The sequence below is a fragment of the Actinomadura bangladeshensis genome, assembly GCF_004348335.1.
Lineage (GTDB): Bacteria > Actinomycetota > Actinomycetes > Streptosporangiales > Streptosporangiaceae > Spirillospora > Spirillospora bangladeshensis.
The window spans coordinates 1-14,802 of the sequence record NZ_SMJW01000203.1 but is presented as its reverse complement, the minus strand read 5'-3'; the positions used below and the strand labels follow the sequence as shown (position 1 = coordinate 14,802).

20 protein-coding genes are annotated in these 14,802 nt (G+C 69.4%); 6 read left to right on the top strand and 14 right to left on the bottom strand.

Going from position 1 to position 14,802, the window contains the following annotated elements; genetic code table 11:
• Positions 1–563: 563 nt before the first annotated feature.
• On the bottom strand, positions 564–1,040 hold the full coding sequence (locus tag E1284_RS30090) for a hypothetical protein (protein WP_131943538.1): 477 nt from the start codon (positions 1,038–1,040) through the stop codon (positions 564–566).
• A gap of 382 nt (positions 1,041–1,422) precedes the next feature.
• Here E1284_RS30090 and E1284_RS30085 point away from each other — a divergent pair, with 382 nt between their 5' ends.
• Entirely contained in the window at positions 1,423–1,938 is a 516-nt protein-coding gene (locus E1284_RS30085; protein WP_131943537.1) for a hypothetical protein, read from the top strand.
• Positions 1,939–1,986: 48 nt separating this feature from the next.
• On the opposite strand, the gene E1284_RS30080 is transcribed toward E1284_RS30085, so the two are convergent.
• Positions 1,987–3,150 carry a S8 family serine peptidase gene (locus tag E1284_RS30080; RefSeq protein WP_165965480.1) on the bottom strand — a complete coding sequence of 388 codons (1,164 nt, stop codon included), beginning with the start codon at positions 3,148–3,150 and terminating at the stop codon, positions 1,987–1,989.
• Between the two features lie 157 nt (positions 3,151–3,307).
• On the opposite strand from E1284_RS30080, the gene E1284_RS30075 reads away from it, so the two are divergent.
• The 3 genes from E1284_RS30075 to E1284_RS30065 are packed head-to-tail and all read left to right on the top strand — an operon-like array spanning position 3,308 to position 5,018.
• On the top strand, positions 3,308–3,853 hold the full coding sequence (locus E1284_RS30075; RefSeq protein ID WP_131943535.1) for a hypothetical protein: 546 nt from the start codon (positions 3,308–3,310) through the stop codon (positions 3,851–3,853).
• Positions 3,850–4,452: a hypothetical protein gene (locus tag E1284_RS30070; protein ID WP_131943534.1), complete on the top strand. Its 603-nt coding sequence runs from the start codon at positions 3,850–3,852 to the stop codon at positions 4,450–4,452. Before E1284_RS30075 ends, E1284_RS30070 begins: the two co-directional genes overlap by 4 nt.
• Entirely contained in the window at positions 4,449–5,018 is a 570-nt protein-coding gene (locus E1284_RS30065) for a hypothetical protein (RefSeq protein ID WP_131943533.1), read from the top strand. Before E1284_RS30070 ends, E1284_RS30065 begins: the two co-directional genes overlap by 4 nt.
• Here the strand turns inward: E1284_RS30065 and E1284_RS30060 are convergent.
• The 10 genes from E1284_RS30060 to E1284_RS30015 form a co-directional block, all read right to left on the bottom strand.
• Positions 4,906–6,207, bottom strand: a complete 1,302-nt coding sequence (locus E1284_RS30060) for a hypothetical protein (RefSeq protein WP_131943532.1) — start codon at positions 6,205–6,207, stop codon at positions 4,906–4,908. The two genes, E1284_RS30065 and E1284_RS30060, sit on opposite strands and share 113 nt — an antisense overlap.
• Positions 6,208–6,391: 184 nt before the next feature.
• Positions 6,392–6,700: a DUF1416 domain-containing protein gene (locus tag E1284_RS30055; RefSeq protein WP_131943531.1), complete on the bottom strand. Its 309-nt coding sequence runs from the start codon at positions 6,698–6,700 to the stop codon at positions 6,392–6,394.
• Positions 6,701–6,729: 29 nt separating this feature from the next.
• Positions 6,730–7,569 carry a sulfurtransferase gene (locus E1284_RS30050; RefSeq protein ID WP_131943530.1) on the bottom strand — a complete coding sequence of 280 codons (840 nt, stop codon included), beginning with the start codon at positions 7,567–7,569 and terminating at the stop codon, positions 6,730–6,732.
• Complete coding sequence (locus tag E1284_RS30045) at positions 7,566–8,003, bottom strand: DUF4395 domain-containing protein (protein WP_131943529.1); 438 nt, start codon at positions 8,001–8,003, stop codon at positions 7,566–7,568. The genes E1284_RS30050 and E1284_RS30045 overlap by 4 nt, the downstream gene beginning before the upstream one ends.
• 80 nt (positions 8,004–8,083) lie before the next feature.
• Positions 8,084–8,269, bottom strand: coding sequence for a putative leader peptide (locus tag E1284_RS30040; protein ID WP_131943528.1), 186 nt, complete (start codon positions 8,267–8,269; stop codon positions 8,084–8,086).
• On the bottom strand, positions 8,266–8,553 hold the full coding sequence (locus E1284_RS30035) for a TlpA family protein disulfide reductase (RefSeq protein WP_243714833.1): 288 nt from the start codon (positions 8,551–8,553) through the stop codon (positions 8,266–8,268). The genes E1284_RS30040 and E1284_RS30035 overlap by 4 nt, the downstream gene beginning before the upstream one ends.
• A gap of 204 nt (positions 8,554–8,757) precedes the next feature.
• Positions 8,758–9,483: an anti-sigma factor family protein gene (locus E1284_RS30030; RefSeq protein WP_131943527.1), complete on the bottom strand. Its 726-nt coding sequence runs from the start codon at positions 9,481–9,483 to the stop codon at positions 8,758–8,760.
• A complete protein-coding gene (locus tag E1284_RS30025; RefSeq protein WP_131943526.1) occupies positions 9,480–10,046 on the bottom strand; it encodes a sigma-70 family RNA polymerase sigma factor in 567 nt (188 codons plus the stop codon). Before E1284_RS30025 ends, E1284_RS30030 begins: the two co-directional genes overlap by 4 nt.
• The gene (locus E1284_RS30020; RefSeq protein WP_131943525.1) at positions 10,043–10,750 is read right to left on the bottom strand and encodes an LmeA family phospholipid-binding protein; all 708 of its coding nucleotides are present in this window, start codon (positions 10,748–10,750) and stop codon (positions 10,043–10,045) included. Before E1284_RS30020 ends, E1284_RS30025 begins: the two co-directional genes overlap by 4 nt.
• A gap of 86 nt (positions 10,751–10,836) precedes the next feature.
• On the bottom strand, positions 10,837–11,091 hold the full coding sequence (locus E1284_RS30015) for a MoaD/ThiS family protein (protein ID WP_131943524.1): 255 nt from the start codon (positions 11,089–11,091) through the stop codon (positions 10,837–10,839).
• Between the two features lie 91 nt (positions 11,092–11,182).
• Here E1284_RS30015 and E1284_RS43750 point away from each other — a divergent pair, with 91 nt between their 5' ends.
• Together E1284_RS43750 and E1284_RS30010 are read left to right on the top strand one after the other, a co-directional pair.
• Positions 11,183–11,317 carry a hypothetical protein gene (locus E1284_RS43750; protein WP_275406630.1) on the top strand — a complete coding sequence of 45 codons (135 nt, stop codon included), beginning with the start codon at positions 11,183–11,185 and terminating at the stop codon, positions 11,315–11,317.
• 13 nt (positions 11,318–11,330) lie between these two features.
• A complete protein-coding gene (locus E1284_RS30010; RefSeq protein WP_131943523.1) occupies positions 11,331–12,047 on the top strand; it encodes a winged helix-turn-helix transcriptional regulator in 717 nt (238 codons plus the stop codon).
• Positions 12,048–12,062: 15 nt separating this feature from the next.
• On the opposite strand, the gene E1284_RS30005 is transcribed toward E1284_RS30010, so the two are convergent.
• Together E1284_RS30005 and E1284_RS30000 are read right to left on the bottom strand one after the other, a co-directional pair.
• Positions 12,063–13,649: a phospholipase C gene (locus E1284_RS30005; protein ID WP_131943522.1), complete on the bottom strand. Its 1,587-nt coding sequence runs from the start codon at positions 13,647–13,649 to the stop codon at positions 12,063–12,065.
• 13 nt (positions 13,650–13,662) lie between these two features.
• A partial coding sequence (locus E1284_RS30000) for a Dyp-type peroxidase (RefSeq protein ID WP_131943521.1) occupies positions 13,663–14,802 on the bottom strand: 1,140 nt, incomplete at its 5' end.

Here is a 14,802-nt window from a genome sequence, read left to right as displayed (position 1 = left end):
GCCGCCACCCTCAAACACTGGCGCATCCTGCGGAAGGCCCGCTGCTCACCGTCCCGCCTGACCGCCATCGTCCAAGCCATCCTCACCCTTCACCACCAGGCCACATGAAGTTGGAAATGGCTCACTGGTGAAGCAATCGACTGAATGGGCGAGCTTCTGGGGTACCAACCCCAGCAAGGGACGCAAAAGCATCGTCCTGCGCGATCCCCATGCTCAGACGCTGCATCATCAACCGCGCGTCCCGGACGTTGGGCAAGGAGCGCATCACCGTCCTCGACTCGGACGCGCATCGGCTCGGTGAGTTCAGCGGGCGGGGGACATGTCGCTGCGCTCGGCCGACGGCACTCCCCTCGGAACCGTCCACCAAGACGGAGACCATTACACGGTCATCGACGCGGATGGGCAGGTAGTGGCGACGCTGCGGACCAAGAGCAGCGCCGACAACAGCCGCATGTGGCTGTAATTCATCCCGGAGTGTCCAGAGACGCCGCGGCCGCTGGCCCTCGCGTTGGCGATCGCAGTCCGCCTCGCCCGCCAGGTCCGCGACGCCATCCGCTAGCGCGTCACCCCCAGGCAGGCCAGTGCCTCCCGCGTCTGCAGCGCGTTCGTCGCAGGCGAGCGGCGATGGCGTCGGCCACCGCCTCCACTTGGTGCTGCGGTACTAACCGCCCTTCGGCGGTCATCATGCGCACAAGCAGCAGCCGCCCCCTACTTCCGCGGATGCTGAGAAAAAGGACGCCCGTATGGGTGTACTCGACACCGACCCAAGTCGCGGTTGCCAGATCGGTGCGTAGGACTCTGAAAGATTTCTGGATGCACAGGGTCGTCCCATCCAGCCAGACGCGGTAGCGGAACATGCCTAACACCGCCTGCAGCCACAGCCAGACGCTCAGGCAGGACATGACGATCGCGAAGGTCTTCCAGACCGGACCGCCGGCCATCACGGTCCTGAGCAAGCAGAAGACCAAACCGGCGATAACCGTTGCCATTGCAGTGATGCCGCACTTGAATAGCACCGGGAGGCCGGAATCAAGCTCCACCAGGACTCCTAAATTTCAGCGAGATCCTTTTATATAAGAGTAACACATATCAACTATACATTATATACGTCACCCATGACCCGGCTCCACAGCAAGATTCTGCGCTGCCGGCCAGATGGGATTTCGATTGACCGGTGTCTCATAGGAAACTCCCCCTCCAGCATCAGACATGACGTGATGGCAGGCCCGAGGTCGCCGACCACGATCAGGCGCCAGGACGCGGGGCGACGAACATTGCAACTGCCGACTTCTGCGCTCATGTGGGCTGCGCTATCGGTCTTCTCTCCATGGGGAGTGTGGGTCCAGCGATGTCCGATACGCTGGCTCTACTCTCGGACGACACCTCTGGCCACTCCCACCTTAGAGAAATCAATGACGGCCAATGGTTCGATCGTCTTTGTTGCACCGAGAAGGTATTTTACCCACGGATACGCTGATTTCATTCGGCACCCTCGCCGTCTTTCTACTGGCCGACCTTCTGCGTCTTGCCGAACGCTTTCCGATATTCCATCTCGTGACACTCTTGGTCGCCTTCTTGTGCCTCTATGCCGCGGCCAAGTCGGGTGGAATGGCGATATCGCCGCCCCGACTCGAAGTCGGCCGGCGAGGTGTGACTTTGTCCAAGAGCGAGCAGAGCGTTCACTTTCCCTGGAGTCAGGTCGCCGAAGTGCGCATCCTGAAAGTACCCCCGGCTCAGCACAAGGGCTGGTTGGTGCTCTGGCAGGTGGACGGCGCATCGCAGCCGCCGGATCACCTCTACCTGACCGAATGGCGGCCGGACCTCCACGCCGTCAGGCTGATCGATCTCCTCTACCTGGGCGTCCCGGCGAAGGCGGTCGCCGATGCCTTCCGTGCCTGCGGCGGAGAGCGGTGGAACGATTCCCCGCACCCTCGCTGACCAGTCCTGGTGAAGGTTCGTGGCCGTGGAGACGGCGCCGCTCCGCGGTCAGGGGCGGCGGCGGGCGGCGGGGATTACGGTGGCGGCTATGCCTACGGCGGCGGCCAGGGTGAAGGCGGCGGCGGCTATGGCGAAGGCCATGTTGCGGCCGAAGCGGTCTTCGGGGGGCGGCTGGTCGATGGAGACGCGCTGGACGCCGGCGACGGGGGCGGCGCTCGGGTTGGCGGCGGTGCCGACCGTGGTGACGGCGCGGAGGGGGTTCACGACGCCGGAGCCGGTGCCCTGGGCCTGGGCGCCGTCGGCGGTGGCCTCGATGCGGTGCTTGACCTGCTGGTAGTTCAGGTTCGGGTTGAACGCGCGGATCAGCGCGGCGGTGCCGGCGACGTAGGGGGCCGCGAGGCTCGTGCCGTCGTCGAGTTTGTAGGAGCCGCGCGGCCAGGTGCTGACCACCGATTGGCCGGGAGCGGTCACGGTGACGGGGGTGACGGTGTTGGAGAAGCCGGCGAGCGTCCCGTCCTTGGCGAGGGCGCCGACGGAGATCACGCCGGGATAGCTCGCCGGGTAGGCCTTCTGCGGCGTCTGCTTGGTCCGGTCGGTGAGGTTGCCGGCCACCGAGACGATCACCACGTCGCGCTGCTGCGCGTAGTGGACGGCCTGCCGAAGGTCGGGCAGGTCCGGCGACTGGGAGGAGATGTTGATGACCTTCGCGCCGAGGTCGACCGCCTTCCTGATCGCCTGCGCGGCCCACTCGGACCGGTTGCCGCTGGCCTGCACGGCCATCTTCACGGAGATGATCTCGGCGTCGGGGGCGACGCCGACGAACGGGATGCCCTTGTCGCGCATGTCCGCGGCGCCGATGATCCCGGCGACCGCGGTGCCGTGGCCGACGCAGTCCCGCAGGCCGCTCTTCGTCACGTCGTACGCCTTGACGTGGCCTCTGAGCTGCGGGTGCGAGGTGTCGACGCCGCTGTCGACGACGGCGACCTTCACGCCCTTGCCGCGCGTGTGCTCCCAGACGTCGGTGAAGTTCAGCCGCTCCTGCGGCCAGAGTTGGCGGGGAAGCTCCTTCGCCGGGCTGCCGTAGACCAGTTCCTGCTCGCAGCCCGCCGCCCGCGCCGGGGCCGGCTGGAACGGGCCGACCTGGAGCGGGGGCGCGAGGAGCGCGCCCAGCGCGATGGCCGATGCGAGAGCGAGTGTCGACGTACGCCGCACCACCGTTCCTCCAGAGCCCGTATCGCGGCATGAGCAACAAGCACCCTACCGGGATGCGCCGGGACGGACATGTCGGCGTAATACCATCTGGCGGATGCGGTCGACGGCGCCTCTCCCCCCAGGGCCCGGGCAGCGTTCGGCGGCGCGGCGGTGGGCCGTGCCGACGGCCCTGCTGGGCGTGGTCGCCGTGCTGGTGCCCGTGGTGTGGGCCGCGGGCGGGTTCAAGGCGACGCCCAAGCAGCCGGTCAGGAAGGCCGGGGAGCGGGTCGACCTCGGGTTGTTCGAGGTGACCGTCCACGACGTGCGGATCGGGTCGGTTCGCGAGACGTTCGGGACCGCCGAGGAGCGGTACCTCATGGTCCGGATGCGGGTCCTCAACAAGGGCAAGGAGACCAAGTCGCTGGGCAGCGGCGGGCTGACGGACGGCGTCGTCGCGCTGACCAAGGCCGGCGAATGGGTCAAGCCCGAGCGGGTGGACGGGGTCGCGGGCGGCGCGCAGACCGACACGACGCAGCCGGGGCTGCCGGTCGAGGCGTCCGCGATGTGGAAGATGGGCCCGGCGGACTCGCCGGCCCGGCTGACCGTGGGCCTGCGCAAGTGGAAATACGAGCACGGGTTCACCGACAGCGACTTCAACTGGATCGTCGATCAGAAGAGCGACGAGTTCGCCGGACGCCTCACCCTCCCGGTGGCGGCGTCGTGAACGCGCGGCAGGTGCTCCTGCGGGGCGGCGCCGGGGTCGGCGGGACGGTCCTGCTCGCCGGCGCGATGTGGCTGCACTCCGTCCGGCCCGAGATCAGGGCCGCGGCGCTGGATCCGATCCGGACCGGCGGGACGGTCGGGGAGGAGGTCGCGACCCGCGACTTCAGCGTCCGGGTCGACGACGTGGCGGCGGCGCGGTCGCTGGCGCCCGGCTTCTCGCTCGGCGGCAAGCCCCCGGTCGGGACGGACGGCGTTTACCTCGTCGTCCGGTTCAGCGCGACGGCGGCGCGGGAACCGCTGCAGCTCAGGTCGGCGGAACTGGAGACGCCGGGCGGCTACACGTTCCGGGAGGATCCGCGCACCGCGGCCGTCTCCGTCAGCCGGCCGACGTTCCAGCCGCTGATCTGGACGTCCACGAAGCTGGTGTTCGAGTTGCCGAAGGAGCGGGTCGAGGGCGCGCATCTGGTCGTGGGCACCGGCGGGCTGCTGCCGCAGCTGTCCGCGGCGGCCGACATCGACCTGGGGCTCGGCAAGGACCGGGCGGCCGAACTCCTCCGGAAGGCGACCGAGCGGTACGAGGTCAGGGCGGGTACCTCATGACGGCCTCCGACACCCGACCCGACGGGATCCCGCTCCCGGGACGTCCCGGAATGCGTCCCCGCGACCGGCGGATCGTGCAGGCGATCGCGCTCGTCTGCGCGATGGCCGCGATGCTCGCCATCCCCTGGGCGGACGAGACCAGTACGATCCGGAAATTCCTGAAACCGCCGGAGAAGGTGACGACCGTCCCCGAAGGCCAGATCGGCGAGCTGGTCGGCGCGAAGTGGAAGGTCTACGACCGGCGCGTGGCCGAACCCCTCACCGGCAAGGGCCAAGGGGACGTCGTCGAGCTGCGGCTCGCCCTGGCCGTCCGCCCCTCGGACGCCGCCGGCGCCAAGGCGGTCGGCTCCTACGGCCTGCAGTACCGCTTCCACGACGGCGACGGCCACGAATGGTCCGCGAACGGGATCCGGACGGCCGAGCCGAAGGCGGGCATCGCGCTGCGCATCACCGTCAAGGGGACGGTGCCCCGTGCCAAGGCGGACGCGCTGGAGCTGCGGATCCAGGCACCGAAGGAGACGCGGAAACCGGAGGATCCACTGCCTTCGCTGCGTTTCGCCCGCTGACCCGCGCCATCACCAGGTTGAACGCCGCCGCCAGCAGGCACACGCGCAGGACCTCGAAGACGAGGCCCGTCCCGTAGCCGATGGCGGGCAGCCACTGCATCCACCACGTCACCTCGTGCGGGCCGATCAGCTCGTACACCAGCCGCCGGGTCGCGTCCTCCCCCGCGTACAGCCCCGCGAACAGCAGGCAGAACATGGCGAACGGCATCATCCCGGACCGGCGGACGAGCCGCAGCCCGTACCAGGCGGGCAGCCACATCTCCCGGAGCCCGCGGGTGAGCAGTTCGCGGGGGCTGTTCGCCCGGTCGATCCCGCCGGCCCGCGCGAGCCGCCGCCCCGCCCGGCCGCCGCCGAGCACGACCCGCTCGTCCGCCGCGTCCAGGCCGAGGATCACCCCGGCGATCACCAGCCAGATCAGCGCGCCGAGCACCGCGTCCTTGAACGGCGGCCACAGGCCGAACGCGGGGCCGGCGACGCCGTTCAGCCAGCCCCACACCTCCCGCTCGGTCAGCCAGCCGACGCCGAGGCCGCGCAGGTGGTCGATGGTGAAGATGCCGAACAGCGCGAAGTTGATCTCCAGGAAGGCGACGAGCGCGCCGATGGCGCGGGGCAGCCGCTCCTCCAGCCGCCACTCCGCCAGCACCTTCAGCACGAACAGGCCCGCGGTGAGGCCGATCGCGAGGCCGATGTGCTTCTCCAGCGACAGCAGCATCCCGGCGCCCTCGGTCTGCCCCTGGATGCCGCCCTCGGCGAACCCGCGGCTCGCCGCCGCCGACGCGAACTCGCGGGCGTCCTCGCTCTGCAGCCCCCACGCCAGGTAGAAGATGACGAACGGGAGCGCGGCCCGGCCGATCGCGCCGATCACCGGCTCCTCGTTGCCGACCGCCCACGGCGTCAGGTCGCCGTCCGCCGCGCGGGAGTGCACGACGTCCAGGCCCTCCCGGACGCTGTGCACCATCAGCACCGCGACCGTCAGCGTGATCACCACGAGCAGGCCGATGGTGACGATCGGCGCGACGGACGCCGCCGTGCCCTTCATCGTCCCGAGCTTGTAGCCCCCGTACATGGCGCCGTAGCGCAGCAGTTCCCCCACCGTGAACCACAGGGACAGCGGCAGGACGAACCGCCCCGCGAGCTTCAGCGCGGCCCACGGAAGGATCAGCGGCGAACGCGCGGACGGCCAGGCCATGGCGCCCGATCGTAGACGATCAGCGCATACCGCCCACCTCACGCCGGCCCTGTCAAGCCGCCCGTCTCGAAACGACGAACCCCGCCGTCCCGGTGCGGTGGGACGGCGGGGTTCGGCTCCGAGCGGGTCGGCCGGACCGGTCAGCCGGTCGGGTCGATCAGGTCGATCAGGTCGATCAGATCGATCAGATCGCGACTTCGAGGCCGGCGACCGTGCCGGTCTTCGCGGTGACGGTGTTGTCGACGCTCACGCCGCCGGCCGCGAGGACGCGGACGGTCCAGTCGCCGTCGGCGGCGAAGAACCGGAACACGCCCTCGTCGCCCGTGACCACCTCGGCGGTGAACTCGCCGGACGAGTCGAGCAGGCGGGCGTAGGCGCTGGACACCGGCGCGCCGTCACGGGTGACGGTGCCCTGGATGACGGCCTCGTTGGTCAGGTCGACGGTCGCGGGAAGGTGAGCGGTCTGCTCGGGCGCTGCGCAGCCCTGGGTCATTGCTCCTCCAAGGGGAAGGTCGGCCGGGGTTACTTGGCGGCGCCGAGTTCGATCGGCACGCCGATCAGCGAGCCGTACTCGGTCCAGGAACCGTCGTAGTTCTTCACGTTCTCGATGCCGAGCAGCTCGCGCAGCGCGAACCAGGTGTGCGAGGAGCGCTCGCCGATCCGGCAGTAGGCGATCGTGTCCTTGCCCAGGTCGACGCCGGCGGCGGTGTAGAGCTCGCGGAGCTCCTCGTCGGACTTGAACGTGCCGTCGTCGTTGGCCGCCTTCGACCACGGGATGTTGGCCGCGGTCGGGATGTGGCCGGCCCGCTGCGACTGCTCCTGCGGCAGGTGCGCCGGGGCGAGCAGCTTGCCGCTGAACTCGTCGGGCGACCGGACGTCCACCAGGTTCTGCTTGCCGATCGCCTCGACGACCTCGTCGCGGAAGGCGCGGATCGTGAGGTCCTGGTCCTTGGCCTTGTAGTCGGTCGCCGGACGGGACGGGACGTCGGTGACGAGCTCGCGGGAGTCCAGCTCCCACTTCTTGCGGCCGCCGTCGAGCAGCTTCACCTTGTCGTGGCCGTACAGCTTGAAGTACCAGTACGCGTAGGCCGCGAACCAGTTGTTGTTGCCGCCGTACAGGATCACCAGGTCGTCGTTGGCGATGCCCTTGGCGGACAGCAGCTGCTCGAACCCGGTCTTGTCCACGAAGTCGCGGCGGACCGGGTCCTGCAGCTCGGTCTTCCAGTCGATCTTCACGGCGCCACGGATGTGGCCCTTGTCGTACGCGGACACGTCCTCGTCGACCTCGACGAGAACCAGGCCGGGGTCGTCCAGGTGGGACTCGACCCAGGCGGTGTCCACCAGGACGTCGGAGCGGCTCATGCCGGAACCTCCCTCTCGGAGCGAACTTTCGCAGTGATACGTCGGAAGAGCGGATACATCTCGCAGCCGAGGCAGAACCCGAACGCCGCGTTCAGGAACGCCGCCGCCAGTGCGAGGGCGGTGGCACCGATGCCGAGCCAGGTGGTCCCCATCGCGTAGCCGACCGTTCCGACCAGGGCGAACACCAGGCCGACCCCCTGCGCGAAGCGGGGCGCGGCGGCGTCCTCCAGTTCCCTGGGCGGAGCGAGCCGGGGACGGATCAGCACTCTGAACACCAGTCCGTACGGGGCGTACCGGAGGCCGAGGAAGGTCGCGAGCGCGAACACGACGGCCTGAGCGGCGAGCAATGCCCAGCTTCCGGTCACCAGCACCACGATGAGGACGGCTGTCGTGACGGCGGCGCCGAAGCGCGGCCCACGCGGATCAACCTGCATTGGGGTGCTCCTGGCGGAGGGAAGCGTGCGTACGAGCTGAGAAGTCGGAAAAGCGCTCGGGGGCGGGTGGGCTCGATGCCTCAGGCCATGCGACAGAGCGAGGCGGCCACGCGGCAGAAGTCCACCGCACGGCGCTTCGTGAGCATCTGCTCTGTCCAGTTACGCACGGACTCGATGTTAAGCGGCAATCCACGCGCTGTCACATCCGTCTCGCCTTCCGAGACAGTGACATTCGTCTTATCGCAGGTCGTCGCGGTGCCGCTCACGGGATGACCTCACCGAGAGCGGCGATGACGTCGGGCTTGCGCGGGGCGCCGGTGGCGCGGCGGACGACGCGTCCGGCGCCGTCCAGGACGAGGACGGTCGGGGTCCGCACGATGTTCAGCCGGCGGACGAGGTCGAGGTTCGCCTCGGCGTCGAGTTCGACGTGCGCGACACCGTCCACCATCTCGGTCACCTCGCCGAGGACCCGGCGGGTGGCGCGGCACGGAGCGCAGAACGCGCTGGAGAACTGCAGGAGCGTGGCCTTCTCGCCGAGCTCGGCGCCCATGTCGTCCGGCCGGACGGTCTCGGCCACCTCGTCGTCCTTCCCCCGCCGGGCGCGCAGCACGCCGTCACGGCGCCGCCGGACGAGGGCGAACGCCGTGGCCGTGATGAGGACCGCCGCAGCGACCAGAGCTCCGATCATCCCCATCGACAACCGCGCCGAGCCGCGATTTCTTCCGCGCGGGGCGAAGGGGCTCCGTCGAGACGGTCAGGTCGGGATCGTGAGGAGCGGCCGCCCGTCCAGCCCGACGACCTCGAACGAGAACAGCTGCCCGCGCGGGAACATCGTCGACCCGCGGTATTCGCCGTAGCCCTCGTCGTAGGGGACGTACCAGCTGCCCAGCGCGTCGCGGCGGCCGTCCCGCGCGATCACCAGCAGCCGGCAGTGCGACCCCTTCGGCACCCCGGCCAGGTGGAGTTCGACCTCGGTCCCCCACTCCTTCTTGCGCAGCACCACGTAGCCCTTGATGTTGCTCGCGGGGTTCGAGGCGCTGATCCGCTCGGCGGTCGTCGCCGGGACGGACGCCGCGGACGGCGGGGGCTGTGCCGCGGACCCGCCACCGCCGTCCGACCCGATCGGCAGGACGAACCCGCCGAACAGGCCCCCGACCACCAGCAGCAGGCAGGCCGCGGCGGCGAGCGGGGCCCACCCCGCGGGGCCCCGCCCGGCCCGGCGGCCGAACCATCCCCTCCGTCGTTCGGCCGCCCTGGTGAGCAGGCCGTCCAGCAGTTCGGGCGGCGGCCCGGCCACGCCTTCGAGCTGCTCCAGTTCGACCCGCCCGAGCATCGCGGGCAGACCGGCCAGCCCGGCGAGCTCGTCCCGGCAGGCGGGGCAGCGCTCCAGGTGGCCCTCCACCTGGCTCCGCTCGCCGGGATCCAGCGCGCCGAGCACGTACACGCCGAGTGACGTGCGCACGTCCGTGCAGTCGTTCATGGCGCCAACCCCCGCTCCTCCAATGCGAGTTTGAGCGCCCGCAATGCGTAGAAGGTGCGGGACTTCACCGTGCCGGGCGGTATGCCGAGCGTCTTGGACGCCTCCGCCACCGACCGGCCCTTGTAGTAGGTCTCGACCAGCACCGCCCGGTGCGACGGGCTCAGCCCGGCCAGGGCCTCCGCGACCGTCCAGGACTCGAGGGCGCGGTCGATGTCATCGGAGCCGTCGGCCGTCATCATGACGTGCTCGTCGATGCCGGTCTCCGGCGGCCGCGCGCGCTTGGCCCGATGCGCGTCCACGACCAGATTCCGGGCCACCGTGAACAGCCATGGCCGCACCGGACGTCCCACCAGCGCCTCGGGGTGTCTCCACGCGCGCAGCAGCGTCTCCTGGACGACGTCCTCGGCCTGGGTCCGGTCCCCTCCCGTCAGCCGCAGGACGTACCCGAGCAGGGGACCCCCGTGCTCGCCGTACAGGGCGCGAAGCAACCCCTCATCCGCGGTCGGATCCACATCACGTACACGTACGCGCCGACCGGCCGGTTCACCCCTGAATCCGGCTATTTCCCCGCCTGCTGGAGATCGTTCAGGTGGACGTTCTGCGCCGTCGCCGCGACGCGCAGCCCGTCCGGCGTCGGCTGGATCTCGCTGATCCGCGACCCGACGGGCAGGTCGGCGACCGGCACGACCCAGGTCAGCTGCCGCTTGACCAGCGCCAGCGGGACCTGCGCCGCCCCGTTCGACCCGACCGACACGGGCGAGATCGCGATCCCCTTGGCGGTCGGCTCGACCTCCACGACCGCGGTCCCGGTGAGGGTGAAGCCGAGGATGGTCCCGGTCATCTCCACCTCGAGGTCGTCGCCCTTCGGCCCGATCGACTTGACCTCCTTCGGCGCCTCCTTCTTGATCACGTCATAGGGGATGACGGCGGACGCGGTGGCCGTGCGCGCGGTCACGTTCGCGGCGCTGCCCTTGCTGACCTCCGCCAGCGGCGCGTTCACGCCCCGCATGTCGACCTTGACGTCGGTGACGGTGACGCCCTGCTCCGTCCAGTCCCCGATGCCCACTTCGATCTGCTCGTACTCGCCGCCGATCGCCTGCGTCAGGAACGGAAAGCCGTGGATGGTGACGTCGGGCTGCTGCTGCAGGGCGTACTGCGCGGCCACCTGCTCGCCGATCTTGTCCTGCGCGACCCGGACGCCGATCCGGTCCGCGGCGACCAGCACCACGGCCGCGAGGACCAACAGCACCAGCAGTACTTTCCGCATGTCTCTCCTTCGGGCTGCGGCATGCGATCGCCACACCTTAATGGGCGATTCGCCCGTACCGAGTCACGCCGGAGAATGACCTTGCGTCACCCCCCGGCGAACGGCGGCAGCACCTCCACGACGCCGCCGTCGGGAAGTTCGACGGACTCGTGCGGCCTGCTCCCCACCGGATTCCCGTCGATGAGGAACGAACTCCGCCGGACGACCCGCGCGAACTCCTCGTCCCGCGCCGCCGACGCCTCCGCCAGCGCCTCCGCCAGCGTCACCGCCTCGTACGGCTCCTCATGCGTCCCCGCCGCCGCCTTGGCGGCCGCCCAGTACCGCATCGTCCCCTTGGCCATGCGTCCAGTATTCACGGCCGCCGGGCATGCATCGCGCGGTGGCGGCCGGGGTGCGCGGTGGCGGCCAGGGACCGTCCGTGACGGTTCCGATATGATCCGGGTGAGGGATCCGGGCGACGAGGCCATGGAGTTCATCCGTAAGGCCCTTCACGGTCACCTCGTCCGCGAGCCGCTGACCGGCGCCGTCGGGCTGGAGGATGAGCCGTCCGGGTCCTACGTCATTTGACGGGAGGCGGCACTTGAGCAGCCTGCTCTTACTGACCAACGCGCTGGAACCCTCGGACGAGGTCCTCCCCGCGCTCGGACTCCTGCTGCACTCCACACGGGTCGCCCCCGCCGAGGCGTCCGCGCTCATCGACGCGCCGCCGGCCGACATCGTGCTGGTGGACGCCCGCCGCGACCTCGTCCAGGCCAAGAGCCTGTGCCGCCTGCTGCGCACCACCGGCCTGGACTGCCCCCTCCTGGCGATCGTGACCGAAGGCGGCCTCGCCGCCCTCAGCCCCGAATGGGGCCTGGACGACGTCCTGCTCCAGACCGCCGGTCCCGCCGAGGTCGAGGCCCGCCTCCGCCTCGCCGTCGGACGCGCCGCCGCCGACGCCGACGCCGACGAGGTCCCGGGCGAGATCCGCAGCGGCGACCTCACCATCGACGAGGCCACCTACACCGCCCGCCTGCGCGGCCGCGTCCTCGACCTGACGTTCAAAGAGTTCGAGCTGCTGAAGTACCTGGCCCAGCACCCGGGTCGCGTCTTCACTCGTGCACAGCTGCTTCAAGAGGTGTGGGGGTACGACTACTTCGGCGGTACTCGGACGGTCGACGTCCACGTCCGGCGGCTCCGCGCCAAGCTGGGCGCCGAATACGAATCGCTGATCGGGACCGTCCGCAACGTGGGGTACCGCTTCGTCCCCGACCACCGTCCGGGCGACACGGAGGAGAAGACGCCCGCCCGCACGTGACCTTCGGTCCCGCTCTCAGCGGCGGGCGATTACAGCACCAGTAGCCGGGTCGAGCATAAGACGACCAGCTTTCGGCCGCTGAAAGTCGAACAGGTGCATCAGGCTTCCTGCTCGACTGTCGAAGGAAGAGTGCCCGATGCGACCGGTGCGCCAGTTGTCCTCGATGAAGCGCAGGATGGACGCCTGTTCGACCGGATGGTGGTCCACGTAGTTCACCTTCGCATAGGGCGAGATCACCAGCAACGGCAGGCGTTGGCCAGGACCACAACGGTCATCGCGCCCACCGGACGCCTTGACGCGTCGACAAGCGGGCTGGTCCTCAACCGCGTCGTTCGAACCATTAGTGATATGAGGTCGGACATGGTCGTACCAACCATCCGAGTCATCGTAGGCGAGGACGACCGCCGTGGACTCCCACTGCGGCGAGTTCTGAATCCTATTGATGGTGGACGCGACGAATCGCTGCTCGTCCAGCGGGTCGGAGTAGCCGGCATGGGCGTCCTGGTAGGCCGGGGCCTTGAGGAACGACACGGCGGGCATAGTGCGCGCCGCTAGGGCGGCGTCGAAGTCCTCCAGATCGTACTGGTGGTTCGCTTGGTCCGTCCGACCGATCGCCGCCACCGATGACGGCGGCAGGTGCTTTTCGTTCGCCGTCGATTCGTAGTACTGGAACGGCTCGTGGTGCGGGCTGTAGTCGATGACTTGATTCTTTCCGATGTTGGCATGAGACGCGCCGCACACCTTGTAGCCGCCCTTGGCACCCGTCGGACGGAATCCTCCCTGGAACCATCCCCACGTAACGTTTTTCGCGTTGAGAAGATCACCTATGTTACGGCCGGTCATCACGGCGAGGTCGTTGTCGGACGCGTGACCATTGTCAGAGCAGTCATCGAACGCCGGATCGGGGTCGGTGATGACGGTCCCTATTCCTTCAGAGTCCGGCGACGCCACCACGGACGGATCGGAGACCTTGTCGTGGGTTCGGGGATCGACCGCGTAGGCGCCATATGTCTGCCCCGAAACGAGGTTGAGCGCGCCGGGCGTGGAGGGCCCGAACACCGAGTCCCAGGAGTTGTCGCTCATCGCGTAGTGCTGCGCGTAGTTCCACATGGCGGTGACGGTGTTGCCGTCGAAGTAGTCCATGACCAGGCCGGGCTCGCCGAAGAGGATCGGCTCTCCGGTGCACCTGCCGTGCTCGGTGAACTCGACGAACTTGTCCATGCGGCCGCCGTTGACGGCTTTCTGCTCGGCACCGTATCCATGGTCCTGGTCGCAGGTGAGGGCCTGGGACGGGCCAAGGCGCTTCGGGCCGTACCGGTTCGGGTTCTCGGTCAGGAGCCTCTTCGTCAGGCCATTGACATCCGGGGTGGGCGCGGCGGCCTGGAAGGGCGTTCCATCGGTATTGGCGGCCTTCGGATATGTACCGAAGTAGTGGTCGAACGAGATGTTCTCCCCATAGATGACCACCAGGTGCTCGATCGGCGTCCGCGGCGGAGCCTCAGGGGAGGCGGGCGCGGCCCGATCATCCGTCCTGGAAGCGCAGGCAGCCGTCAATACCCCGATGACCATCACGGACACTGCCGATGCTGCGAACTTGCGCATGTCTCCTCCTCTACTACCCGAGTAGAGCCCTGCCGAAGTGGTCCGAGGCATCAGCGACACCCGGAAGTGCGAAGAAATAGCCGCCGCCGAACGGAGATACGTAGTCGGTGAGCGGCTCGTCCAGCAGCCGCGCTTGGACGGCCTCGAACTGGCGGCGCGGGTCCTGCTGGAAACATGTGAAGAGCAGGCCCATGTCGAGGTCGCCGACCTCGTCCACGCCACGGTCGTAGTTCCAGGAACGGCGCAGCACGCGGCCGGCCTCGGTCTCGGGGACGCGCGGATTCGCACGCCGGATATGGCTGGTCAACGGTATGACGTCGCCGATCGGGTCCATGGCGTAGCGCGGGACGTCCCGCTCACGGGTGCCGTCGAGCGGCGCACCGGTTGCGCGGCTGCGGCCGAACATCCGCTCCTGCTCGGCGAGGGCGACCCGGTCCCAGAACTCCACCAGCATCCGGATGAGCCGGACGACCTGGTACGTTCCGCCCGCCGTCCAGCCGGGCTCGGACCCGTCCCGCGCGGCCCAGACGAGGCGGGCCATGTCCCGGCCATGCCCGACGCGGGGGTTGGCGATGCCGTCCTTGAAGCCCATGAGGTTCCGGGGCGTCCCGGACGGGCGCGGGCGGCTGACGAAGCCGTTCACCCGCCAGCGGATCTGCATCGCGCCGCGCGTGTGCCGGCAGACGTCGCGCAGCGCGTGCAGGACGGTGTCCTCGTCGGGCGCGGCGAACCGCAACAGCAGATCGCCATGGCACCAGGCGGGATCGAGGTCGTCGTTCGGAAACGTCGGCATCGCCGTCAAGCGCGCGGGGCGTCGCGACACCAGGCCGAAGCGGCCGTCGAAGAGGGACGCGCCGACGCCCACGGTCACCGTGAGACCGCCCGCCGGGACGTCCGGGCCGAGGATCCCGGAGTCGGGCGGCGGCCCGGTGACCCCCACCGGGGACGGCGCGCCTCCGCTGGTCAGCGCACGGGCGCGGTCGGTCAGCGTCCGCAACATGGAGACGAGTTCAGCGCGCCGCTCAGTGATCACGTCGAACGCCACGATGATCGCGCGAGGCTGCGGCTCGTCCAGGATCCCCGCCTGGTGGACGCCGTGGAACTCGACCGGCGAGACCCGCGAGACCGGCCCGGACGCCACCGCACCCCCGAC

Bases quoted from the DNA above. Each gene is read 5' to 3' on its own strand.
- E1284_RS30085 (WP_131943537.1), top strand. From the start codon at position 1,423: ATGGTTCGATCGTCTTTGTTGCACCGAGAAGGTATTTTACCCACGGAT.
- E1284_RS30065 (WP_131943533.1), top strand. From the start codon at position 4,449: ATGACGGCCTCCGACACCCGACCCGACGGGATCCCGCTCCCGGGACGT.
- E1284_RS30060 (WP_131943532.1), bottom strand. From the start codon at position 6,207: ATGGCCTGGCCGTCCGCGCGTTCGCCGCTGATCCTTCCGTGGGCCGCG.
- E1284_RS30055 (WP_131943531.1), bottom strand. From the start codon at position 6,700: ATGACCCAGGGCTGCGCAGCGCCCGAGCAGACCGCTCACCTTCCCGCG.
- E1284_RS30050 (WP_131943530.1), bottom strand. From the start codon at position 7,569: ATGAGCCGCTCCGACGTCCTGGTGGACACCGCCTGGGTCGAGTCCCAC.
- E1284_RS30045 (WP_131943529.1), bottom strand. From the start codon at position 8,003: ATGCAGGTTGATCCGCGTGGGCCGCGCTTCGGCGCCGCCGTCACGACA.
- E1284_RS30035 (WP_243714833.1), bottom strand. From the start codon at position 8,553: ATGGGCGCCGAGCTCGGCGAGAAGGCCACGCTCCTGCAGTTCTCCAGC.
- E1284_RS30030 (WP_131943527.1), bottom strand. From the start codon at position 9,483: ATGAACGACTGCACGGACGTGCGCACGTCACTCGGCGTGTACGTGCTC.
- E1284_RS30020 (WP_131943525.1), bottom strand. From the start codon at position 10,750: ATGCGGAAAGTACTGCTGGTGCTGTTGGTCCTCGCGGCCGTGGTGCTG.
- E1284_RS30015 (WP_131943524.1), bottom strand. From the start codon at position 11,091: ATGGCCAAGGGGACGATGCGGTACTGGGCGGCCGCCAAGGCGGCGGCG.
- E1284_RS43750 (WP_275406630.1), top strand. From the start codon at position 11,183: ATGATCCGGGTGAGGGATCCGGGCGACGAGGCCATGGAGTTCATCCGT.
- E1284_RS30005 (WP_131943522.1), bottom strand. From the start codon at position 13,649: ATGCGCAAGTTCGCAGCATCGGCAGTGTCCGTGATGGTCATCGGGGTA.